Below are 22,407 nucleotides of genomic sequence, written 5' to 3'. Positions count from 1 at the left end.
GCCGACCATACCCAGAATCGATGCCAATTCAGGAACCGGCGCCAAACAGATCGCCCTGCGGATCATCGCCACTCCGCGGACGCTTGCGAACGCGGCGCACCCATTCCTCGGTGCAGCCAAGGTCCCGTGCGCAGGCACGCGTTCCGCCTGGATGCTGCAGGATCTCGCGGACCAGCGCGCCATCACCCGCTGCGCGGGGGATCAGCTTGTGCCCCGGCCCGTGAAGTTCCGCGAGGACGCGGGTTGCCTCCAGGCCAATGATGCCGACCAAGGGCGACGTCGGCCGCACGTGCTCGATGCCGGGAATATAGCGCTTGCCGCCACCCCAGATCTTCGCCAGCGCACGCGCCTCGCGGACATAGCCGGCAACGGCCAGGTCGTAAAGCAGGCCGGGGAAGTAGTCCGGGGTGACCGGAGCCGTCATCGCGCTCCAGCCCTCCGCCGCTGCATGGCCTTGAGAGCTTCGACCACCTTCGAGGCGTCGGCGACCGACAGCATGTCGGGTTCCGGGATCACTTCCTCGGCCAGCCCGAGGATGCGGCGGATCATCGAGCGCAGGGCTGTCTCCGACTTTTCGCGTGCAACGTCTCGCCAGAGGATTCGGATCAGTCGACCTGTCGGCGTCCGGCCGAAGCGCAGCTCGGCGCCGCCGTCCTTCCAGCCCAGCCGGACGAATTCGCGGATCACGTTTCCGAGCTGAACGTCGTTGAGCCTGGCCGCGCTGTCCTGGCCGGTGACCCGGTGCAACACCGCACGGTAGGTCGCGTCGTCCAGCCCGAGTTGCTTCTTGGCGACATGGATCTTGGCTATGGCACCGGTTCGGCTCACGGCCTCACCTCGACCTCGCCCCATGCCTCGCGGAGCAACTGCTCGAAATCCGCTCGGATGCGGTCGGCATGGAATTTGGATGGGGCGATGACGATCTTCAGGTCACCGTCCCGCTCCAGACGCAGCGGTCGGAACCAGGTCGACCATCTCTTGATGCCGACCCGATCGACCAGGCCCCCGAATGGATGGACGCCCGTATCCAGGTCCGGGACCGGCGACGGCTCGGCCGTGTCCTCCGCGGGGACGTAGTCGCGCCAGCAGTCGTCAGCGAGGAAGGTCGAGGCCATCAAGTTGTATTGCGGGTCGGCCTTCGTTGCCCGCTTTTCGGCGGCATAGGCTCTGGCCGCTGCAGTCAGTTCCTCAGCCGTCGCGATCCCGGCTTTGATGAGGGCGTGGAACCGCCTCCTGGCCCGCTCGCGTGGGCTCGGCCGGCGCGGTGGAAAGGCGGCCCAGAAGGGGTCGAATACAGGATCGTCGGGAGGCTTACGGGGCATCGGCGGACTCCGTCGCCGAGACGGGCATGCCGGCCGCCAACGACGTCAGCACGTCATCGCGGACCAGCACGAAGCCGTTCGGGATCTCGGGGGTGGGCAGAGGCGGTCGTGCCGCCGGCGACGGCAGGCCGCGGATGACGATGTTGAACAGGACGGCGATGTCCGGCCTCGCTATACCGGCTCCCTCCATGATCTCGACCACGCCCGACACCAGCGTCCGTGCGTCATCGCGTGTGATCGCCATGTCGGGGGCCGACCGGGCCGGTGTCTGGATGCGCATAAGCGCTGCGGCGAGGGTGAATACGGTCTCGTTCGCGGCCCACTTCGCCGACCGCGACAGGCCGCGCGTCTGCTGAAAAATCCGGTTGAGCCTGGCAAGGCACAGGGCCGCTTCGAGGCTGTTCATTTGCCGCGGCCTCCTAGCGGTCATCAGCGTCAAGGCGATCGGCCTGATGCCGGGCCGAACGTCGCCAGGTGGCGATCTCCTCCCGCGCCTCCTGCCGGCCGCCGATGTAGGCCAGTGCCCCTCCCAGATCGGTGCCGCAACGCGAGAAGGCGGCCGCCAGGTCGTCGTGGCTGCAGCGCTTGAGAAGGCAGGCGAGTTGGTTCCCCTTGCCCTGGTCGGCTCGTTCGAGGGCGCGGCGGATTTCGCTGGAGGAGATGGGCGCAGGACGGCGAGGCATGGTCGCTCCTATTGGCCGCGCCGCTCCGCCAGATCGGCGGAGAGGACGAAGGTCGGCTCGATGGTGGGCATGGGGACGCGACGGAGAATCTCCAGCGCGCGGCTGTGGTGCGGCTGCCGGCGCAGGTGCCCGCGCTCGATCAGCTTGGTGATGAGCCGATGGATCGCGCCCTTCGACCGGAGGTCCAGTTCGTCGGCCAGCTCCTGATACGACGGGCAGACGCCCGACAGATCCATCAGCTCCTGGATCACGCGCATGCAGTCGGCCTGGTTCGGGGTCAAGCCCATGCCGGCCGACAGCGGGTCGAGAGCGAGATCAGCCATGGCAGCGCTCGACCTGCACCGGGCCGGAGCCGTGGGCATTGAAGCCGTCGTCCTCCTTCTCCCGCGCCAGGAAGGCGTCGACCTCCCGGTCAGTCATGAAGCGCCAGGCGCCGACCGCCTTCACCGGGTTACGCAGCCGGCTCCGACAGACCTCCAGAAAGGCAGCCGGGTCGGCCGGGGCCGGGATCGGAGGCAGGAACTGCAAGTTCGGGACCTCGATGGTAACTTCCTCGCCGGCGGCACCGACCAGGAACAGGCGGACGCTGGCGCGCACGCCCTCGGGCAGGATCATCGTCATGGAGCGCCTCAATTCGGGGTGCCCAGGCCCACGAAATGCGGGCCGTAGAGCACGATGGACAGGAGAGCGATCAGGATCAGGGTCTCGGCGATGAACTGCCGCGTGATCACGCGGACGCCGTGCAGCCAGTAGGCATGCCAAGCGAGGCCGCCGACGAGACCGGACAACCCGGCCAGCCAGACCCCCAGGATCAGGAGGCCGGTGTTCATGGCCGCGCTCCCCGCCGGCTCAGCCAGGCGGCAGCGAGCGCATGCATCTGCCGCCCGATCGGCATCCGCACCGAGCGTCCGTCCAGGATCGCCTGGGCGATCCGGTCGGCCGTGCCGTCGTCGATCACGGTTGCGACCTCTCCTTCGGGAGTGACGTCGACGATGCCGGACAGAGTCTCGTTGCCATTCGTCGCCGTCACGGCATAGCGATTGCCTCGCAGCTGCCGATAGGTCTGAACGATGCCGCGCACGGTGCCGTGGCCAGCCAGCGCGAAGCTGACCTCGCGGCCGATGAGGCGGGCCGTCACGGAACGATCCCCGCGGCTTCGAGACGGCGGGCCAGGTCGAGCGTCTTCTCTGACACGGCGACCGTCGGCCGGCTTTCAAGCGCGGCGGCCTCGACCTCCATGATGCCGATCAGCTCGATCATCCGCTTCACCTCGGCCTCGCTCAGCGGCTGGCGGGAACTGAGGCGGGTGTCCAGCTTGCGCCGCATCGAATGCAGCTCGCGGGACAAGGGCGACAGCAACTTAACCACGGGATCTCTCCTCCTGGGGCTTGTTGGGGCAGGTTTGGCAGGCGCGCCAATGGGCAGCGGCATGCGGGGCGTGGGTAGGACAGGGATCGAGCGCCAAACGGCAGCGGTCCCGCTGCACGCGCTCGGCCAGGAACGGACACTCGACCTGGTCGAGGGCGGCCAGCACCGCCGCCTCGAACCGGCTGGTGTCGGCGGCCGGGTATTTGCCCGAGAGGGCCAGGGACACCGCGGTGCGGCTGCGGCCGATGACATCGGCCACGGCCCGGATGCTGCCGCGCCGGGATGTCTCGGCGCGCAGCAACGCCACCACAGCGGGGTCAATCGGCCTGGACATTGGCGGTCACCACGCGGCCCAGGTTGCGGTCGAAGATGGACCCGTCTCGCCGCACCAGCGGGCTGGTAGGGCCGGTGTCGCGGACCAGGCGATAGCGCTTCTGGCCGGTATTGGGATGGGCAGCCACCCTGACCCGGCCGGTCAGCGGCACGAGATAGCCAGCGGCAACCAGCTGGGCGATATAGCGGCGGGTTGAACTCTCCAGCGCCCTTCGATCGCTGTCCGGCTGCGCGACGGCTGCGGCGAGGTCGGCGCGGCAGAACCGGCCGAGCTGCCGCATCGCTGCCCAGATCCGGGTCCGCTCCGTGGCGTCCCAAGCTCCGCCGACGCAGGTCGGCGCCGTGATCACCATCAGGGGCTCGACGTCTTCCGACCGACCGCGCTCGGTCAGCCGGTAGCATCCCTCCGATGCGCGCTCGATCAGTCCGGCCGCATAGGCGCGCCGCAAGTCGGTGCAGGCATCGCGGTAGCTCTTGCCGAGCAGCCCCGGCAGCTGGTCGATGGTGACGCAGGTGCCGGGCTCGGCCAGCGCATCCAGCAGCGCGCGCATCAGGCCACCACCACCGGCGCGCCGGTGTCGCGGCTGTGCAGCAGCACCTGGCCGCGCATCGCCTCGACGCCGACCGGGGCGCCCGCCTGGCGTAAGCCGAAGCGCTCGATCGCCGCCACCGCCTCTTTCAGCTCGCGGATATAGCCGCCACTGGCGCGGTGCGTGTAGGCGACGAGGTCATCCTTGACCTCGACCTCGCTGATGCCGGAGATGACCGACCGCACGTCATCGAGGGACAGCGGCTTGAACTCGACCTTCTGACTGATGCGCGAGGCCACCTGCGGATACCGGTCCAGCCGCTTCCTGATCCGGTCCATGCCCACCAGCACGGTCGGGATCTCCAGGTGGTCGGTGATGTCGCGGATGCCCTCGACCACGTCCCGGCCGGCGGCGACGGCGTGGTCAGCCTCGTCGATCAGGATCACGGTGGTGGCGTGCCCCAAGCGGGCCGCCTGCGCCTGACGCGCCGTCAGCGCCGCCACCACTGCCTCGAACAGCTTCGCCGTGTCGCGGGTCTGGGACGGCCGGCCCGTGGCAGCGGCATACATGTCCCGCAGGCACCAGCTATGGGTCCAGCCTTGCTTGGCGCGGACATGGATCGCCTGGTTCTGAACGCCCCACCAGACCGCCGTCCCGGTCTTGCCGAGGCCGGGCTCGCCGTCCACCAGCATCAGGCAGCTTTCCGATGCGCCGCGGTTCTTGAGCGCATTGAAGGCGCCCAGCCAGGCCATGACGTTGGAGACTTTCGGGATAAACACGGGCTTCATCAGGCGGCCTCTCTGCACAGGGAATTCAGCGCCTCGACGTCGATCGAGCAGGCGTCGAGCAGCAGCAGGAAGTGGGGGTCGGCCAGGCGGGGCTTGAGCCATGCCAGGTCGGTGGACGTCGCCAGGCGGGGATTGACAGCCAGCCAGGCGGCGAAGTCGTGATCGGTGCCGAAGATCGGGCGCGTCGTCGCCTCCCCGGCGTTAGCGGCAGCAGGTGTCGGCGCCGCGCTAACGGCCTCCATCGCGTCGAGCTGCTGGCGCGCGGCGTCCAGGAAGAACTCGTCCACCGTCGTGCGGTGCGCGTGCTCGATCAGCGGCGGCCCGCCATTCAGCTCGGCCTCGACAACGGCCAGATCGCGGTTCAAGCGATCGCGCCGGCCCTTGGTGCGGATCTGCTGTTCCCGCTCCGCGCGGGTGACCACCGGCATGAACGGCACCTTGTTGCCGTCGAGCTTGGCGATGCCAATCAGGCGCCCAGCCTGGTCGCGCACCCAGACTTGGCTGGCATCGTGCAGATCGAACCCGACCTGCACGGTCTCGCCATGGTGATGCTCCAGGTCGCGCAGGAAGTAGATGTTGGTCCACAGCTCGACCTGGCCGCGGCGGGCGACGCGCTCGACGGTCGGGCGGAACAGATCCACCGCCTCCTCGGGCGCCAGCCGGTCGATCATCGTGTCCGGCTGGTCGCGGAACAGCTTCTCCCAGCGGTCGAGGGGCGACATGCCCAGCTCGCTGTGGCGCCGGCCGTTGTAGGCTGCCACCTGGGCGCCGACGTACTCTCGAAAGTCGTCGAAGGACATCAGCAGCCGGGACCGGCCGATCATCTTGATGTCAGCGCGAGTCAGCTTGTGGACGCGGTGCTTCGCCTCCTCGTCCATCTTCGCGCCGATATAGGTCGGCAGTTCTTTCGCTGCGCGGACGAGACAGGATTGGTGGACGCGCTCGACCACGCCGCGGGCCTGGGAACTGTAGGGGAGCGAGTTTTCCTTGTGGACGCCGAGCCGGGCCAGGAAGCCGGTGTGAGGGCCGTCGAAATAGGCATTGTTGAAGCCCTTGCCGCGGTCGACGTACCACAGCGCCGGCACGCCCCAGGTCTCGCAGGCGTGCCGCAGGGCATCGGCAACGCCCCAGGTGTTCTCGACGATGCCGATCGACCAGCCCACGATCGCGCGGGTGGCGACATCGATAACCACGGTCACCTCGGGCCGGAACGGCTGGCCGTGGATCGGGTGCGCGATCTCGGCGTCGAAGGTGTGGCCGTCCGCGACATAGATCGCGGTAGGCCAGAGGTCGCCGAAATCGCGGGTCACGTAAGCCCTCATCGTCTTGAGCTGGCGCGGCCCGACCCGGCCGCGGTTGCGGTCGATCACCGACATCTGGCGGAGGAAACGCTTGACCTGGTCGTAGCTCGGCGCCGCGACGTTGGCTGGCAGCGCCTCGCCGAGTCGCTCCAGGCAATGGGCGATCGACCATTTCTGCGGCTGCGCCCACAGGCGCCAGAACGGAGGCACCCATTCCGGGACCACCGGCCGAGCGGGTGCAGCCTCGCGAGGGGCCAGTGCGACGGCGCCGGCGGCATCCGCCGCCTCGCACCAGCGCATCAGGGACCGGTAAGACAGAGTCCGCGCGCCAGACGCGCCGGTCCGGGCGTTGGCAGCCCGCGCTGCCTCAGTCAGATCTGGACGCAGGGCGCCCGACTGCGCCTGCTCGGCCAATAGCGCCGCCGCCTGGCTCCGGGACATCTGCAGGGCCGCTTGTAGCCGCACGACCTCGGCCACCAACTCCGCACGAGCATCCATCGCGGTGCGCTGCCAGATTTTCAGATGCTCTGCGCGAACCGGGGCGATCGGCTGAGGCGCGGGCACCGCCATCGGCACCTGCAGAGCCCGACGTGCCAGGGCGGTCCGCGCAGAAGTCGGCAAGGCAGAGATCGGGTACTCCCGGCCACCGCCGCGCCCCTGGCGCTCGCGGGCCGGCCAGCTCTCTCGCTTGGCTCGCCGAATGATAGTGGAGAAGTCGCTCGACAGGCCTGGCAGCCCCATGCCGGCGAGCGCTTTCGCGGTGAACCAGGCCTCAGTCACGGCTGATCCCCAGCGCTGCGCGACGGCGAGCGAAGTCGATGTCCCGGTCCAGCCTCTCACGCTGCTCCCGCAGCATGCCGACCTCGATCCACGGGAGATACTTCTTGTCGATCACGACCCAGCCCATCTCGTCCAGAAGGGCGTTCAGAGGGCGCGGGTCCTGCGTGACGGCGAGAAATGAGAGGAGGCGCACGGCATTGATGACGTGCTGCCCGCGGGCTTCCGAGACATACGCATTGAGCATCGCCTCGGTGACGGTTTCACCGAGGTAGTCGGACATCCTGGAGGCTACGTCGGCCCGGCTCATCTCGCTATCGGCCAAGGCCAGCTTGAGACCCCGGCACAGGCGCGCGGCCAAGCTTGCAGAGCGGATCAGGTCCGCGGCAAAGCGCCGGACGACCTCAGCTGGCCGCCAGTCGAGCAAGCTGGGCTGGTTGGGGTCTCTAGCCGTCCGCTGGCGAGCCATTAGCAGCTCCCCTCGGTCGACACACAGGAAACGATGTGCAGATCGAGGTCGGCTTTTGACGTTCGCCGCTCGTTCTGTGCCGTGATACGGTTCGCCGGCCTGGTGTTGGGGATGCGCTGCCCGTCGGCGCCGAACCGGTCAGGGAAAAGCCAGGAGACGGGCAGGCCCAACTCATCTGCGATGGCCTGCTCGATCCGCTCGCTCGGGACCAGCAACGCCTGCCCCACGGCTTGGCGCGAAACACCAAGCGAGGCCGCAACAGCGGTGAGGCTGCTCCCAATCAGGCGCAGCTCGCCCTGTATCCAGACTCGTCGCCGAGTCGGGTCCAGGGGAATGTCTTCCCGCCGGATGGCGGGATTTTTTGGGGGCATGATGATTGCGGGTGCGATTGGCATGACAACGAATATGGCATCGAGAACGATGCCTCTCAACTCAGAAATCGATGCCAATGTTCGATTTCGGGCATCTTTTTGTCAGCGCCAATATAACTATCTGAATTTGCAGAGAAATTTGTATCTTTGGCGCATGAGCGCAGCCGCTCAGGCGTATGCCAAGGTTGGGGTGAGGAAGATTGGCTGATCGAATGGTCGCCGACAGGCTTCGCCAACTGCGCGAAGCCCTCGGGAAGACGCAGAAGTCGATGTCAGACGCGCTGCAGCTCGGCGAAAGCTCCTGGCAGAGGCTGGAGCTGACGGGGAGCCTACCAAGCGGCGACACGCTCCAGCGCCTCATCGAACTCGGCTGCAGCGCGAATTGGATACTCGCAGGCCAAGGCGAGATGTTCACTGCGCATGCGCCGGCGGCGGCGGCCACGCTCCCCATGGCTCCCATTGACGGGCGCGCCTACGGATTATCTCTGGGCGCCGTTCCTATACTGGTGCCGGCAACCACTCCGGCAGGATTGGCCGCGTTCGGGCTGGATGACGAGCCCGGCAAGGTCTACGTGCGACTTCCTCTCTATGCGCCTCGTGCGTCAGCCGGACCGGGCCTCGCCGTGCGACACGAAGGGCTCTCTGCCGACCTTCTATTCGATGCCGAATTCCTGTGGCGGACCCTCCGGAGGCCGCCGGAAGTACTGATCTGCATGCAGGCCCACGGCGACAGCATGCACCCCAAAATCTCTCATGGAGACGTACTGATCATCGACACCAGTGTCGAGCGAGTCAAAGATCATGGGATCTATTGCTTCAGCTATGAGGGCGACCTGATGGTGAAGCGGCTGTATAGGGATTTGCAGACTCAGGCGCTAAAAATCGTTTCGGATAACAGCAACTACCCCGCGCAAGAACTGCCGGCAAATGAGGCCAATCGCATCAATGTGGTTGGTCTCGTCGTCTGGCACGGCGGCTTGGCTCGCTGAAGTTCGACGAGACGTCGGCTCCATATTGGCGATCGAGCACGCTCTCCGCCGATAGCATCCGATTTCTCACCGTTCCCTGCCAATTCGCGCGCCCGATCCTCTCATTCCTGCGCACTCCGTGCCAAACCGCCACGGGATCCGTTGGGACGAATTTGTGTTTGATCACCGGCACTTAGGGACGAATTTTATCTCATCCCTCTCTGCCAATCCGATCACCCCCCTATACCTGCACCCGGAAATGGCTGCCCACGCCCAGCGCCTGGATCTTGTCCTCGATCAGCCGCTTCACCGACTGGTCGAGCGAGCGCTGCACCTCGCGGATGCACACCGCCCGCACCGGCGCCGCCTCGATGCAGCGCCGCACCAGCAGCTCGGCGAAGGCGTGCGACTTGCCCGAGCCGCGGCCGCCATAGGCGCCCTTGTAGCGGGACGGCTGCAGCAGCGGGTCGAACACGGGCGCGAGAGCGGACGGCGGCAGGGCGGCCGGCGATTCGTCCAGGTCGCGGTAGTCCCGATACGCCTGTTCCAGCCCCAGCCGGTCGGCCGCGGCGCGGCCGGTGGCGGCGCCTGGGGACAGCTGGGCCTCGGTCGCGCCGGTCAGCCGGCGCATCGGCTCGGGCAGGGGCTCTCCCCGTCGCCGCCGCCTGGCTGCTGTCTCGAAGCACAGGATCAGGGTTTCGGGCCTCTTCGACATCTCACGAGCCCGCCTCCTGGCGTTGTCGTGATCGAAGCGGGCGAAGAGGGCCGCCGCCCCGGCGTCGCTGTGAAGCTGCCCGGCGACATCGCTCCAGACCAGCCTGCTCCCCGTCATATCCATCCGCATCCCGACCTCGCGTAAAAGAAAGCCCGCCGCGGCGGGGCCGAGCGGGCGCAACTCTTCGACTCTGCCGGAATTATGCGGCGTTATGCGGCGTCGCGTCAAGAACAAATAGGGAACATTCGATCGGGCGATCCGGCCGCCGCTGCCTGTGCCGGCATGGGGCGGAATCGGTTAACACATTGTACCCTTGTATTAACCCGTCATCATGTTCATGCTATGTTCCATGAACAAGACGCAGACCGACCAGACATCAGAGGTCCCGCCCAATCCCCAGGAGGAGAGGGCGGCGGATCTGTGCGTGCTGGCGGAGCTGGTCGAGATCCAGATGTCGATCGCCCGGGCGACGCAGCAGGAAGCGCTGCAGGCGCCGCAGCCCGGCGTCGATTATAGCCAGCGGATTGCCACCATCTCGCGCGCGGTGCGGCTGACCCTGCTGCTCAAGGGCAAGCTGTCCCAGGAGGACAAGGAGAAGCGCAAGACCGCGGCGAAGCGGGAGGCGGCGCAGGAGGACTTTCACGATCTGCGGGTGAAGCTGGCGCTGATGGCGGCCGCTTACGAGGCGTCGAAGGACAATGCGGAGATCGCTCGCCGCGTCGCCGAGGTGCGCGAGCAACTGGAGCGGCCGGAGGTGGCGGAGCTGATCGAAGCCAGCCGGGCTCCGGTCGCGGTGGCGGCCTTGTGCCGGCGCTGGGGCTTGCCGGTGCGGGTCGAGCGCTGGCTCGAGATGGCGGACGAGGCCATGGAGCAACTGGGCTTCCTGCCGGACGACGACGATCCGCCTGCGGACCCGCCGAAGCCCGACTCGGCCTCCGGCCGCAGGCGCAAGCCCAGGCCATCGGACACGGGATAAGTCCGCCGCGCGTTGCAGCTCACCCGTCCGCCCACTTTCAGCACCAACGAACGCAGCCTTCCACACTCCCTCCTTGCAGGAGGGGGGGAGGCTGCGCGCGTCCGCGCGCCCGCCGTCCTATAAAAACCCCGTCATCCCCGCGAAAGCGGGGATCTCGTCACGCTTGGACCGGGAAGAGATTCCCGCTTTCGCGGGAATGACGGTCAAGGGATGGGAGAGGTTGGAGGCGCTTGCACGGTCCGGTCTCAACCCGAACGCCGGCACGTAACAGTCCGAAACAAAGTGTGATTTTTGCTTGCCGGCCGAGGGGTCTAGGGTGCCTTCGTCCCGAAAGGGAAGCCTTGTCAGCACTTTGCGTCGCGAAGTGCATGTAAAGCGAAGCGAAGGACACCCCCATCGTGGCTCATCTCTCGGCGGAATCGGGCGCGGCAACGCAGAAGACGCTGAAGACCGCGATCAAGTGCACCGGCGTCGGCCTGCATGGCGGCCAGGACGTCACCATGGTGCTGCGCCCTGGCGAGATCAACACCGGCATCGTCTTCGTGCGCACCGACGTCCCCCAGGGCCGGCGCAGCATCAGCGCGCGCTGGGACAAGGTGTCGGACACCCGTCTGTGCACCGTCATCAGCAACGCCCAGGGCGTCACCGTCGGCACCATCGAGCATCTGATGGCCGCGCTGCGCGGCTGCGGCGTCGACAACGCCGTGGTCGAGCTGAACGGCCCGGAAGTGCCGATCATGGACGGCAGCGCCGCCCCCTTCGTGTTCCTGGTCGAATGCGCCGGGCTGGTCAGCCAGCCGGCGCTGCGCCGCAGCATCCGCGTGCTGCGCCCGGTCGAGGTCACGGCGGAGGACCGCTGGGCCCGGCTGACGCCGTCGGCCAGCACCACCTTCAGCTTCGAGATCGAATTCCAGAGCCGCGCCATCGCGCATCAGGAAGGCCTGATCCGGCTGGCGAACGGCAACTTCAAGACCGAGATCGCCCGCGCCCGCACCTTCGGCTTCGCCCAGGAGGTCGAGGCGCTGCGCCGCCACGGTCTCGCGCTCGGCGGGTCGCTGGAGAACGCGATCGTGGTCAGCGGCGACCGGGTGATGAACGCCGAGGGCCTGCGCTACGAGGACGAGTTCGTGCGCCACAAGATCCTCGATTCGATCGGCGACCTGTATCTCGCCGGCGCCCCGATCCTCGGCCATTTCCACGGCTACAAGGCCGGCCACGCGCTGAACAACCAGCTGCTGCGGGCCCTGTTCGCCGACGACACCGCCTGGTGCTACGACACCAGCTTCGGCGCCGAAACCGCGATCGAGCCCTGGGCCCGGTCCGCGCCGGCCGCCGCCGCGCTGCCCACCGCCAACGCGGCCTGATCCCGTTCCGCTTGCCGCCGTCTCGCCCCTCTTCGCTGAAGCGTCGAGGGGCGACGTACGTCTGCCCGCGGGAAGGCGTCTCGCCATTCGCGTTCGGGGTGGGTATATAGGGGCCCGGACAGAACCGAAGGCGATGATCGAGTGAACAAGCGTCTGCAGTTTCGCCACCTGGCGCGGGTCGGGCTCGTCCTGCCGGCCGTTCTCCTCACCGCCTGCGGCGGTTCCTCCTCCGACACTCCGACGCCGGCCGCGGACCAGCCGCCGGAGGCGCTTTATTCCCAGGCGCAGCAGGCCTTCGACGAACGGGACTTCAAGACGGCGTCGTCCCGGTTCGACGAGGTCGAGCGGCAGCACCCCTATTCGACCTGGGCGACCAAGGCCCAGCTGATGTCGGCCTATTCCAGCTACCAGCGCGGCGACTATGACGGCGCGATCGTGGCGCTGGACCGTTTCATCAGCCTGCATCCGGGCAGCGAGGAACTGGCCTACGCCTATTATCTGAAGGCGCTGTGCTACTACGACCGGATCTCGGATGTGGAGCGCGACCAGCGCATCACCCAGCTGGCGACGAGCGCGCTGAACGACGTCATCACCCGCTTCCCGGACAGCGACTACGCCCGCGACGCCAAGCTGAAGCTGGACCTGACCTATGACCAGCTCGCCGGCAAGGACATGGCGATCGGCCGCTTCTACCTGAAGCGCGGCGAGTACAACGCCGCCATCAACCGCTTCCGCAGCGTGGTCAAGAACTGGCAGACCACCAGCCAGGTGCCGGAGGCGCTGGAGCGGCTGGTCGAGGCTTATGTCGCGCTCGGCCTGAAGGACGAGGCGCGGCACGTCGCGGCGGTGCTCGGCCACAACTACCCGGGCGACCCCTGGTACCAGGACGCCTATGTCCTGCTCACCGGGTCCGGCATCCGCCCGCCCGACGACAAGGACTTCTTCGACCGCACCCTCGGGTCGATCCTCTGATCCCATGCTCGCCGGACTTTCGATCAGGAATGTGGTTCTGATCGAACAGCTCTCGCTTGGCTTTGCCGAAGGCCTGTCGGCGCTGACCGGCGAGACCGGGGCCGGCAAGTCGATCCTGCTCGACGCGCTCGGCCTCGCCCTCGGCGGCCGCAGCGACTCCGGGCTGGTGCGGCACGGCGCCGAGGCTGCGACCGTCAGCGCCGAGTTCCTGCTGCCCGACGACCATCCGGTGAAGGCGCTGCTGGCCGGGCAGGACCTGCCGGTCGACGACGCGCTGGTGCTGCGCCGCAGCGTCGGCGCCGATGGCCGCAGCCGCGCCTTCGTCAACGACCAGCCGGTGTCGATCGGCCTCCTGCGCCAGATCGGCGCCGGGCTGGTCGAGGTGCATGGGCAGTTCGACACCCAGGGTCTGCTCGACCCCCGGACCCATCGCGAAGTGCTCGACGCCTATGCCGCCGCCGAGGCGCTGGCCGCGGCCTGCGCCAAAGCCTGGGATGCCTGGCGCGGCGCCCTGCACCGGCAGGAGGACGCGCTGGCCGAGGCCGAGCGGGCCCAGGCCGAGGAAGGCTTCCTGCGCCATTCGGTCGAGGAGCTGGAGGCGCTGGCGCCGGAGCCGGGGGAGGAGGCGCAGCTGGCCGAGCGCCGCGCCCTGCTGCAGCATCGCGAGAAGGTGATGGAGGGCGTCACCGCCGCCCTGTCCGAGCTGTCCGGCGACCGCGGCGCCGAGCGCGCGCTGGTGGCGGCGCAGCGGGCGCTGCAGCGCATCGCCGATCGCGCCGCCGGCCGCCTCGACCCGATCCTGGACCAGCTCGGCCGCGCCCTGGACGAGGCGGCGGAGGCCACGACTGCGATCGAGCGTTTCTCCGCCGATATCGATCTCGACGCCGGCGAGCTGGAACGGCTCGAGGACCGGCTCTATGCCCTGCGCTCCCTGGCCCGCAAGCACGGGGTGGAGACAGAGGCGCTGCCCGAGCTGCGCCGGCAATTCGCCGAGCGTCTGGCGCTGGTCGAGGACCGGGCGGCGGTGCTGGCGCGCCTGGCCGCGGCGGCCGCCGAGACCCGCGCCGCCTATGTCCAGGCCGGCGAGGCGCTGTCCAAGGCCCGGCGCAAGGCGGCGTCCAAGCTGGACGCCGGGGTGAAGGCCGAGCTGCCGCCCCTGAAGATGGAGCGCGCCCGCTTCGTCACCGAGGTCGAGCGGCTGGCGGAAGCGGAGTGGGGCCCGGCCGGGCTCGACCGCGTCACCTTCCTGGTCGCCGCCAATCCGGGCAGCCCGCCCGGGCCGATCGGCAAGATCGCTTCGGGCGGCGAGCTCGCGCGCTTCATGCTGGCGATCAAGGTGGTGCTGGTGCATCAGCGCGGCACGCCCGGCACCCTGCCGTCGATGATCTTCGACGAGGTCGATGCCGGCATCGGCGGCGCCGTCGCCGATGCGGTGGGCGAGCGGCTGAAGCGCCTCGGCCACCAGGTGCAGGTGCTGGTGGTGACCCACAGCCCGCAGGTCGCCGCCCGCGCCGACCATCACTGGCAGGTGCGCAAGGCCGACCGCGGCGGCAGCGTCGTCACCCAGGTGGCGGGATTGACCGCCGAGGAGCGGCGTGAGGAGATCGCGCGGATGCTGTCCGGGGCGAAGATCACGGCAGAGGCGCGCGCGGCGGCGGACAGCCTGCTGGGGAGGCGGGAATGAGCGACCAGGATCTGCGCGGCCGGCCGGTCGATGCGCTGACGCCGGAGGAGGCGGCGGCGGAGCTGGAGGCCCTGGCCAAGGAGATCGCGGGCCATGACGTCGCCTATCACCAGCACGACACGCCGACGGTCTCGGATGCGGAGTACGACGCGCTGCGCCGGCGCAATGCCGATCTGGAGGTGCTGTATCCCGAGCTGATCCGCCCGGACAGCCCCTCGGCCAAGGTCGGTGCGGCGCCCGCCGGCGGCTTCAGGAAGATCCGCCACGCCATCCCGATGCTGTCGCTCGGCAACGCCTTCACCCCGGAGGACGTGCACGACTTCCTCAGCTCGGTCCGCTCCTTCATCAAGGAGCTACGCGACGACCCGGAGCGCGCCGTCGCGATCATGGCCGAGCCGAAGATCGACGGCCTGTCCTGCTCGCTGCGCTACGAAAAGGGGCGGCTGGTCCAGGCCGCGACCCGCGGCGACGGCAGCGAGGGCGAGGACGTCACCGCCAACGTCAAGACCATCGACGACGTGCCGCAGCGCCTGAAGGGCGACGCGCCGGAGGTGCTGGAGATCCGCGGCGAGGTCTATATGGACCGCAGCGACTTCGCGGCGCTGAACGCCCGCCGGGCCGAGGCGGGCGAGCCGATCTTCGCCAATCCGCGCAACTCCGCGGCCGGCAGCCTGCGCCAGCTCGACCCCACGATCACCGCGTCGCGGCCGCTGCGCTTCTTCGGCTACACCTGGGGCGAGGTGTCGGCGCCGCTGGGCAAGACCATCGAGGAGATCCGCAAGCGCTTCACCGCCTGGGGCTTCCGCCTGAACGAGCCGTCGCGCCTGTGCCACAGCGCCGAGGAGCTGCTGGCCTATTACGACGAGATCGGGGCGCTGCGGGCCGAGCTGCCCTTCGACATCGACGGCGTGGTCTACAAGGTGAACCGGCTGGACTGGCAGGAGCGGCTCGGCTTCGTCAGCCGGGCGCCGCGCTGGGCCACGGCGCACAAGTTCAAGGCCGAGCAGGCGCAGACGGTGCTGAAGGCGATCGACATCCAGGTCGGCCGCACCGGGTCGCTGACCCCTGTGGCGCGGCTGGAGCCGATCACCGTCGGCGGGGTCGTCGTCTCCAACGCCACGCTGCACAATGAGGACGAGATCCGGCGCAAGGACGTGCGCATCGGCGACACGGTGGTGGTGCAGCGCGCCGGCGACGTCATCCCGCAGATCGTCCAGGTGATCCTGGAGCGCCGCCCCGAAGGCGCGGTCGAGTACGTCTTTCCCGATCACTGCCCGGAATGCGGCAGCCTGGCGGTGCGGGAGGAGGGCGGCGCCATCCGCCGCTGCACCGGCGGCCTGATCTGCCCGGCCCAGGCGGTGGAGCGGCTGCGCCATTTCGTGTCGCGCAACGCCTTCGACATCGAAGGGCTGGGCGACAAGCACATCCGCGCCTTCCACGCCGACGGGCTGATCAAGACGCCGGGCGACATCTTCCGGCTGGAGCAGCAGGACAAGGCCAGCCTGACGCCGCTGCGCAACCGCGAGGGCTGGGGGCCGAAGAGCGCGCAGAAGCTGTTCGAGGCGATCGAGACCCGGCGGACCATCCCGCTCGACCGCGCCATCTACGCCCTCGGCATCCGTCAGGTGGGCGAGGCGACGGCCAAGCTGCTGGCCCGGCACTACGGCAGCTTCGCGGCCTGGCGGGCCGGCATGGAGGCGGCGCAGGATCATGAAAGCGAGGCGTATCGCGACCTGACCGCGATCGACCAGATCGGCCCGTCGGTGGCCGACGACCTGCTGGCCTTCTTCGCCGAGGAGCACAACCGGACAGTGCTGGACGATCTGGCGGCGCAGCTGACGATCGAGGATTTCGTGCGGCCGCGCGCCGCATCCAGCGCCGTGGCCGGCAAGACCGTGGTGTTCACCGGCACGCTGGAGACCCTGACGCGGCCGGAGGCGAAGGCGCGGGCGGAATCGCTCGGCGCCAAGGTCGCCGGCTCGGTCTCCGGCAAGACCGATTATCTCGTGGTCGGCGCCGATGCCGGCTCCAAGGCCGCCAAGGCGCGCGAACTCGGCGTCACCACCCTGACCGAGCAGGAATGGCTCGACCTGATCGGCGGGGCGGGGGAGGAGAGGGCGCCGGACAAGACCGAGGCCTGAAGGACGACCATCCTCCAGGCCTCGCGAGTTACAACCGTTTCCTAGACGTCTTCAGCTCGGCTTACAGCACGAAGTCGGCGGCCACGAGGGCGATCGCGCCGGTCAGCCGGATGTGGAAGTCGGAGACGCTGTCACCGTTGACGTCGCCGGCAACCGTGGTGACGCCGCCGCCGATGGAATAGCGCAACTGGCCGGCGACGCCGGTGAAGAGCCCGGCACCAATGAAGGTAAACGCCTGGTCGCCGGCGACGCCGCTGTTGGCGTCGATCACCGACAGGTCGATGCGGTCGCCCTGGGCATGGCTGAAGTCGGTGATCAGGTCGGCATTGACCCCGACCGGGCTCTCCGACGTCGCCTGATAGACGAAGCGGTCGGCCCCGGCGCCACCGGACAGCGTATCCGTGCCGCCCGCACCAACGAGGACGTCGTTGCCGTTCCAGCCCTGCAGCGTGTTGGCCCCGGCGTTCCCGACCAGGGTGTCATTCCCCTGGCTGCCGGAGATGTTCTCGATCGCAATCAGGGTGTCGCCTGTCGCGTCGCCACCCGCCGCCGTCCCGGCGGTGAGATTGATCGAGATCCCGACCGCGCTGTCGAAGTAGCTGGCGGTATCGGTGCCGGTACCGCCGTCGAGCACGTCGGCGCCGGCCACACCGCGGAGCACGTCGTTGCCGCCCCAGCCCTGCAGTGTGTTGGCACCGGCATTCCCGACCAGGGTGTCATTGCCCTGGCTGCCGGAGATGTTCTCGATCGAGACCAGGTTGTCGCCCTGGGCGTCGCCGCCGCTGACCGTGCCGGCGGTGAGATTGATCGCGATCCCGACCGCGCTGTCGTAATAGCTGGCGGTGTCGGTGCCGGCGCCGCCGCCGAGCGCGTCGGCCCCCGCCCCGCCGCGGAGCACGTCGTTGCCGTTATTGCCCTGCAGGTTGTTGACGCCGGCGTTCCCGACCAGGGTGTCATTGCCCTGGCTGCCGGAAAGATTCTCGACCCCGCTCAGGGTGTCGCCCTGCGCGTCACCGCCGGTGCCGACGCCGGTGGCGAGGTTGACCGAGACTCCGACCGCGCTGTCGAAGTAGGTGACAAGGTCGGTGCCGGCGCCGCCGTTCAGCACGTCGGCTCCCGCGCCGCCGCGGATGATGTCGTCGCCGGCGTCACCGAAGATGGTGTCGTTCCCGCCCAGCCCCCAGGCGTTGTCGTTTCCGGCGCCGAGGGTCAGGACGTTGTTCTCGCCGGAGCCGGTGACGGTGTCGTTCTCATCGGTTCCGATCGCATTCTCGACGCTCGACAGCCAGATCTCATATCCGGGGAAATTGCTGTCGGTGAAGACGCCGTCCTGCAGGTTGATGGTGGCGGAGAAGCCGACGAAGATCACGGTCGAGGCATCGAAGGTGTCAGTTCCGGCGCCGCCGAAGAAGGCCTCGCCGATGCCGCCGTTCCACCCCTGCTCGATATAGAAGCGGTCGTTGCCGTCATTGCCGTAGATTTGGTCCTTGCCGCCGCCTGCGGTCAGCGTGTCGTCGCCGGCGCCGCCCTGGATCAGGTCGTCGCCATTGCCGCCGCTGATGAAGTCAGCCCCAGCGCCACCCTGGATGTTGTCGTTGCCGCCATTGCCGTAGAGGGCATTGGCCGCGGCGTCGCCGGTGATCGTGTCGACCAGCTGCGTGCCGTTGACGTTCTCGACCCCGGAAATGCTGTAGGGGCCGCCGAAGGTGGCCACGAAATCATAGGTCCCGGAGGCCAGGTTCACGGTCGATCCACGCGACGAGTAGTTGCTGAGGTCGAGCGTGTCGATCCCGGCGCCGCCGGTGGTGTTGTCGCCGAACTCGCCGTCGCGGACATAGAAGGTGTCGTTGCCGTCGCCGCCATCGACGGTGTCGGTGGAGAAGCCGCCCTCGATCCAGTCGTTGCCGGCGCCGCCATTGACCACGTCGATGCCCAGGCCGCCGGTCAGGACGTCGTTCCCATCGCCACCGTTGACGGTATCATTGCCGCTGTTGCCGTTGATGGTGTCGGCGCCGGCATTGCCGTTCAGGACGTTGTTGATGGCATTGCCCTGGATGGTGTCGTTGCCGCTGCCGCCATTGGCGTTCTCGATGTAGGACCGGGAATCGCCGTTGAACAGCAGCGCGTTGAAGATATTGCCGCGGGCATAGCCGCCGTTCGGTCCGCCGCCGAGATAGGCCTGCTGGGCCGAGGAGAAGACGGAATAGCCGCCCGGGTTCAGGTCCAGGCTCATATTGGTGGTGTAGTTCGACAGGTCGTAGGTGTCGACGCCGCCGCCGTCCCAGATCGTCGCGAAGATGCGGTTGCCGCCCGGAGCGATGGCGACGTTGCCGTTGACGAAGGTCGTGCCGGCGGTCGGGCTCCAGGTATAGACCGTGTCGCCGGAGTTGGTGGTGAAGTCCGCGCCGTACATGTATTGCAGCGCGGCGATATCCAGCATCATGAAGGTCTGGGGCGCGCCCCAGGTCTCGTAATTGTAGCCGCTGGTGTCGTCGCCGATGAAGGTGCGGTACGTCATCACCGAGAATTCGAGCGAATCGACATTGGCCGGCAGCGCCCCGAAGACGTTGGTCTCCTGGCCGTGCTTCAGGCCCAGCGCATGACCGAGCTCATGGATCACGGTGTGCCAGTCGTAGTTGCCGGCGGTCGGCAGATCGCCGCTGGGTCCGAAGAAGGCGTCGCCGCCATAGACCTGGTTGGACGGGTAATAGGCGTAGGCCGTGCTGGGATTGGTGGTGTTGCAGACGCGGATCGTGCCGGCGCCCGAACCGCTGCCGGCATAGTCGATGGTGAGATTGGTAAAGCCTTCGACACCGAACCCGCTGGCGCCGACGGGCTGCGTGAAGATCGCGGAGTTCAGCGCGAAATGGACGGCGATCATCTGCTGCGCCGTCATCTGGTGGAAACCGCTGAACGCCTCCGGATGGCCGGCCTGGTAGTCGCTCACCGCATCCGGATCGCTGTAGGTGATGAAGCCGTCCGACCAGCGGACGCCGGCCAGGATGCCGTCGATGTTCTGGTTGCCGGACGCGGCCACGGCCACGCTGGCGTCGCCGGAACCATTCTCCTCCGGCTTCGGCGCTCCGGAGACGGCGCTCGATGAAGCCGAGGTGCTGTGGACTATGAATCCGTCGGACCGGTCGCCGATCGCGGCGCGAATGGCGTCCGCGAGCGCGCCGTTTTGGCCGGCCAGGACCGCGTCCAGGCGGGAGGCGTCGGCGAATGTCTGGTGGAACAGCAGGTCGTGCGACAATTTTCGCATCGACGACCATGCCATCGGATCGGTGAGAAGATCACCGTCGGACGACAGGGCATCATATTCAAGGATACTTGACGATTTCATACCGGGTCTCCCCTACGTGGTGAAGATCCGCAACCTATGAGTGAAGATCCGCAACTTCTTGTTGATTGTTATTTGATTGAAGGCACGATCGTTCAAGGTCCGAACACGTCGTTTGCCCGCGTGCTTCGGCCCGAATTGAGCATGTCAGGAGATTGTGTCGCGAAGATGTTGCAATCCCGCCCTGGTGCGTAAGATTATCCCCGCCGCCGGTCCTACCGCATCGTAAGGCATCCCAAGATAAACAGTATTTTCCTACTTCGCCGATTATACATAAAATTATTCATAATGTCAATTGCGGGTAAGAAGTCGCTTGGCTTTGGCAATCGTATGAGTAAATTGATGCGCCGATGGAGCGGATGGTGATTTAATTCCTGAAGATCAATGTTCGAATGAACCCTCGGATTCGCCATATTTTTGTGGAAGAAAGCGACTGCTGTCGCCCGCCGGTCTTGCGCGGTCCCCAGCATCTCTGCGCGTCCGCGAAGGAACCGCGACCGATGAACGCCCAGAACTGGCCCTCGCTCTGCTTTGCACTGTCCGTGTTGCTCGTGGCGTTGCCCTGGTCGGCGCAGGGGGGCGCCGTTCTCCGGGACGGCGGCGCCCCGCAGTTCCGGGAGCAGGGAATATTGAGCGCCCAGGCCGGCATGGCGCGGCCGCCGGACGATGAGGCGGTGCTCGCCCAGGAGTTTCGCGGGGCAGTCGACGACGGTTCGAATGCGGCCCTGATCCGCTTCATCGCGCGGCATCCGGAGACGGCCCTGGCGGACGAGGCGTGGCGACGGCTGCAGCAGCGGCCCGCGCCGGACGAGCACCCATTGGCCAATGACCCGGATGCCGCGGTCTATGCCGCGTTCGACACTGCCCGCCGCACCGGCACGGCCGAGGCCTGGCGCGACTTCGCCCGGACCTACGCCACCCACCCGCTCGCCGCCGAGGCGACCCGGCTCGCGTCGCAGTGACGGTCAGAGGTCCTTCTCGGCCAGCTCGCGGAAGGCGTCGGGGACAGAATGCGACGGGCTCAGCGCGACCGACCCGTATCCGACCGCCTGCCATCCGAACCGTTCGCGGATGGCGTCGACGGCCCGGTCGGCTTTCCAGCGCGCCAGGCCCCTGCCAGTACCGGGCCGGCGCCGCTCGTCGGCGAGGCCGAGCGGCAGCTCCAGCTGCAGCTGCGGCCGGTCCTCGAGATGCGATACCGAGATCGCCAGCAGCGAGATGGTCTTCTCCCCGGGATGCTGCGCCAGCACCCCGCGCACCAGCTCCTCGGCGATCTCGGCCAGGATCGTGGTCGCCGAGACCGGCGCTTCCAGCGTCACGGCGCGGGTGACCGAGCGCAGATCGGCGAAGCGGACGCGCACCGTCACCGTCCGGCCGGGCCGGGACTTGGCCCGCAGCCGGGTGGCGACCCGATCCGCCAGATGGCGCAGCGCCGGCACGAACACCCGCTCCTCCGCCGGCTTCCGGCCGAGTGCGGATTGCGCCCCGGCCGAATGCGACCGCCGCCGCGTCTCGATCGCCCGCGGATCGCGGTTCCAGGCCAGCGCCGACAGCTTCTCCCCGGCCGCGTGGCCCAGCAGCCGCTCCAGCGACCCTCCCGGCATCGCCGCCAGCTGGCCGATGGTGTGGACGCCGCTGTCGGCCAGCCGCGCCTTGCTGACCGGGCCGACGCCCCACATCAGCTCGACCGGCAGGTCGTGCAGGAACGCCAGCTCGGCCTTGGGGTCGACGACCACCAGCCCGTCCGGCTTGGCCACCTGCGAGGCGATCTTGGCCAGATGCTTGGTGCGCGCCACGCCGATCGAGATCGGCAGGCCCAGCTCGGCCCGCACCCGCCGCCGGATCGTCCGGGCGATCTCGTCCGGTGGGCCGAACAGATGGGTGCAGCCGGCGACGTCGGCGAAGGCCTCGTCGATCGAGATGCGCTCGACCAGCGGCGTGAAGTCGCCCAGCACCGCGATGGCGGCGTCGCCCAGCCGCTGATACTCCTTGAAATGCCCGCCGACGAAGATCAGCCCCGGGCACAGCTCGCGCGCCCTTCGGCCCGGCATGCCGCCGCGCACGCCAAAAGCCTTGGCCTCGTAGGAGGCGGCCAGCACCACCCCGCCGCCCACCGCGATCGGCCGGCCGCGCAGCGACGGGTCGAGCAGCTGCTCGACCGACGCGTAAAAGGCATCCAGATCCGCATGGAGGATGGTGGCTGTCGCGTCGATCCCAACCGTCACCTGTGGGGCTCCAAGCGGATTGTCAGGAACATATAGAGAACATCTGGATGAAATTGTCAAGCTGGCGGCGTCACCATCGG

26 protein-coding genes are annotated in these 22,407 nt (G+C 68.1%); 7 read left to right on the top strand and 19 right to left on the bottom strand.

All coding sequences use genetic code 11. The features are described from left to right. Window positions 1-28: 28 nt before the first annotated feature. The 16 genes from FFK22_RS24590 to FFK22_RS24515 all read right to left on the bottom strand — a co-directional run bounded on the left by FFK22_RS24590 (window position 29) and on the right by FFK22_RS24515 (window position 8,020). Entirely contained in the window at window positions 29-424 is a 396-nt protein-coding gene (locus tag FFK22_RS24590; RefSeq protein WP_138891130.1) for a hypothetical protein, read from the bottom strand. After that, on the bottom strand, window positions 421-828 hold the full coding sequence (locus FFK22_RS24585; RefSeq protein ID WP_186002631.1) for a regulatory protein GemA: 408 nt from the start codon (window positions 826-828) through the stop codon (window positions 421-423). The genes FFK22_RS24590 and FFK22_RS24585 overlap by 4 nt, the downstream gene beginning before the upstream one ends. Next, complete coding sequence (locus FFK22_RS43150) at window positions 825-1,115, bottom strand: DnaA N-terminal domain-containing protein (protein WP_186002630.1); 291 nt, start codon at window positions 1,113-1,115, stop codon at window positions 825-827. Before FFK22_RS43150 ends, FFK22_RS24585 begins: the two co-directional genes overlap by 4 nt. 196 nt (window positions 1,116-1,311) lie before the next feature. Then, window positions 1,312-1,728 carry a hypothetical protein gene (locus FFK22_RS24575; protein WP_138891127.1) on the bottom strand — a complete coding sequence of 139 codons (417 nt, stop codon included), beginning with the start codon at window positions 1,726-1,728 and terminating at the stop codon, window positions 1,312-1,314. A 13-nt stretch (window positions 1,729-1,741) separates the two neighbouring features. Continuing rightward, window positions 1,742-2,005: a hypothetical protein gene (locus FFK22_RS24570; protein WP_138891126.1), complete on the bottom strand. Its 264-nt coding sequence runs from the start codon at window positions 2,003-2,005 to the stop codon at window positions 1,742-1,744. 8 nt (window positions 2,006-2,013) lie between these two features. Further along, complete coding sequence (locus tag FFK22_RS24565) at window positions 2,014-2,328, bottom strand: LexA family transcriptional regulator (RefSeq protein ID WP_221938825.1); 315 nt, start codon at window positions 2,326-2,328, stop codon at window positions 2,014-2,016. Continuing rightward, entirely contained in the window at window positions 2,321-2,626 is a 306-nt protein-coding gene (locus FFK22_RS24560; RefSeq protein ID WP_138891125.1) for a hypothetical protein, read from the bottom strand. Before FFK22_RS24560 ends, FFK22_RS24565 begins: the two co-directional genes overlap by 8 nt. An 8-nt stretch (window positions 2,627-2,634) precedes the next feature. Next, on the bottom strand, window positions 2,635-2,835 hold the full coding sequence (locus FFK22_RS24555) for a hypothetical protein (protein ID WP_138891124.1): 201 nt from the start codon (window positions 2,833-2,835) through the stop codon (window positions 2,635-2,637). Further along, window positions 2,832-3,143 carry a hypothetical protein gene (locus tag FFK22_RS24550; RefSeq protein ID WP_138891123.1) on the bottom strand — a complete coding sequence of 104 codons (312 nt, stop codon included), beginning with the start codon at window positions 3,141-3,143 and terminating at the stop codon, window positions 2,832-2,834. The genes FFK22_RS24555 and FFK22_RS24550 overlap by 4 nt, the downstream gene beginning before the upstream one ends. Next, complete coding sequence (locus tag FFK22_RS24545) at window positions 3,140-3,373, bottom strand: hypothetical protein (RefSeq protein WP_138891122.1); 234 nt, start codon at window positions 3,371-3,373, stop codon at window positions 3,140-3,142. The genes FFK22_RS24550 and FFK22_RS24545 overlap by 4 nt, the downstream gene beginning before the upstream one ends. Continuing rightward, entirely contained in the window at window positions 3,366-3,707 is a 342-nt protein-coding gene (locus FFK22_RS24540; RefSeq protein ID WP_138891121.1) for an XRE family transcriptional regulator, read from the bottom strand. Before FFK22_RS24540 ends, FFK22_RS24545 begins: the two co-directional genes overlap by 8 nt. Then, window positions 3,691-4,257: a hypothetical protein gene (locus FFK22_RS24535; protein WP_138891120.1), complete on the bottom strand. Its 567-nt coding sequence runs from the start codon at window positions 4,255-4,257 to the stop codon at window positions 3,691-3,693. Before FFK22_RS24535 ends, FFK22_RS24540 begins: the two co-directional genes overlap by 17 nt. After that, window positions 4,257-5,024 (bottom strand): AAA family ATPase, encoded by a 768-nt coding sequence (locus FFK22_RS24530; protein WP_186002629.1) that lies wholly within the window; start codon window positions 5,022-5,024, stop codon window positions 4,257-4,259. Before FFK22_RS24530 ends, FFK22_RS24535 begins: the two co-directional genes overlap by 1 nt. Then, complete coding sequence (locus tag FFK22_RS24525; RefSeq protein WP_138891118.1) at window positions 5,024-7,105, bottom strand: Mu transposase C-terminal domain-containing protein; 2,082 nt, start codon at window positions 7,103-7,105, stop codon at window positions 5,024-5,026. Before FFK22_RS24525 ends, FFK22_RS24530 begins: the two co-directional genes overlap by 1 nt. After that, window positions 7,098-7,529: a DNA transposition protein gene (locus tag FFK22_RS24520; RefSeq protein WP_138891117.1), complete on the bottom strand. Its 432-nt coding sequence runs from the start codon at window positions 7,527-7,529 to the stop codon at window positions 7,098-7,100. Before FFK22_RS24520 ends, FFK22_RS24525 begins: the two co-directional genes overlap by 8 nt. A 41-nt stretch (window positions 7,530-7,570) precedes the next feature. Further along, window positions 7,571-8,020, bottom strand: coding sequence for a helix-turn-helix domain-containing protein (locus tag FFK22_RS24515; RefSeq protein WP_138891116.1), 450 nt, complete (start codon window positions 8,018-8,020; stop codon window positions 7,571-7,573). 134 nt (window positions 8,021-8,154) lie between these two features. On the opposite strand from FFK22_RS24515, the gene FFK22_RS24510 reads away from it, so the two are divergent. Beyond that, window positions 8,155-8,931 (top strand): LexA family transcriptional regulator, encoded by a 777-nt coding sequence (locus FFK22_RS24510; RefSeq protein ID WP_138891115.1) that lies wholly within the window; start codon window positions 8,155-8,157, stop codon window positions 8,929-8,931. Between the two features lie 220 nt (window positions 8,932-9,151). Here the strand turns inward: FFK22_RS24510 and FFK22_RS24505 are convergent, their stop codons facing one another. Then, window positions 9,152-9,742: a phage terminase large subunit gene (locus tag FFK22_RS24505; protein ID WP_221938824.1), complete on the bottom strand. Its 591-nt coding sequence runs from the start codon at window positions 9,740-9,742 to the stop codon at window positions 9,152-9,154. 232 nt (window positions 9,743-9,974) lie between these two features. Between FFK22_RS24505 and FFK22_RS24500 the strand changes: the two genes are divergently transcribed. From FFK22_RS24500 to ligA, 5 genes are all read left to right on the top strand, one after another. Next, complete coding sequence (locus tag FFK22_RS24500) at window positions 9,975-10,601, top strand: hypothetical protein (RefSeq protein ID WP_138891114.1); 627 nt, start codon at window positions 9,975-9,977, stop codon at window positions 10,599-10,601. Window positions 10,602-10,999: 398 nt separating this feature from the next. Then, window positions 11,000-11,965, top strand: a complete 966-nt coding sequence (gene lpxC, locus FFK22_RS24495) for a UDP-3-O-acyl-N-acetylglucosamine deacetylase (protein WP_138891113.1) — start codon at window positions 11,000-11,002, stop codon at window positions 11,963-11,965. A gap of 141 nt (window positions 11,966-12,106) precedes the next feature. Beyond that, window positions 12,107-12,937: an outer membrane protein assembly factor BamD gene (locus tag FFK22_RS24490; RefSeq protein WP_221938823.1), complete on the top strand. Its 831-nt coding sequence runs from the start codon at window positions 12,107-12,109 to the stop codon at window positions 12,935-12,937. Then, complete coding sequence (recN, locus tag FFK22_RS24485) at window positions 12,858-14,621, top strand: DNA repair protein RecN (protein WP_306770162.1); 1,764 nt, start codon at window positions 12,858-12,860, stop codon at window positions 14,619-14,621. Before FFK22_RS24490 ends, recN begins: the two co-directional genes overlap by 80 nt. Next, the gene (ligA, locus tag FFK22_RS24480; RefSeq protein WP_138891111.1) at window positions 14,618-16,762 is read left to right on the top strand and encodes an NAD-dependent DNA ligase LigA; all 2,145 of its coding nucleotides are present in this window, start codon (window positions 14,618-14,620) and stop codon (window positions 16,760-16,762) included. The genes recN and ligA overlap by 4 nt, the downstream gene beginning before the upstream one ends. Before the next feature lie 61 nt (window positions 16,763-16,823). Here the strand turns inward: ligA and FFK22_RS24475 are convergent, their stop codons facing one another. Continuing rightward, window positions 16,824-20,024 carry a M10 family metallopeptidase C-terminal domain-containing protein gene (locus FFK22_RS24475; RefSeq protein WP_186002627.1) on the bottom strand — a complete coding sequence of 1,067 codons (3,201 nt, stop codon included), beginning with the start codon at window positions 20,022-20,024 and terminating at the stop codon, window positions 16,824-16,826. Window positions 20,025-20,602: 578 nt separating this feature from the next. Here FFK22_RS24475 and FFK22_RS24470 point away from each other — a divergent pair. Further along, window positions 20,603-21,064, top strand: a complete 462-nt coding sequence (locus tag FFK22_RS24470) for a hypothetical protein (protein WP_138891109.1) — start codon at window positions 20,603-20,605, stop codon at window positions 21,062-21,064. A gap of 3 nt (window positions 21,065-21,067) precedes the next feature. Here the strand turns inward: FFK22_RS24470 and dinB are convergent, their stop codons facing one another. Continuing rightward, window positions 21,068-22,327 (bottom strand): DNA polymerase IV, encoded by a 1,260-nt coding sequence (gene dinB, locus FFK22_RS24465; protein ID WP_221938821.1) that lies wholly within the window; start codon window positions 22,325-22,327, stop codon window positions 21,068-21,070. Between the last annotated feature and the right edge of the window lie 80 nt (window positions 22,328-22,407).

Origin of the sequence: Mycobacterium sp. KBS0706 (assembly GCF_005938675.2) — a bacterium.
Lineage (GTDB): Bacteria > Pseudomonadota > Alphaproteobacteria > DSM-16000 > Inquilinaceae > Inquilinus.
Note: the sequence above shows the minus strand (reverse complement) of the source record. Positions and strands in the feature narration are given on the sequence as shown.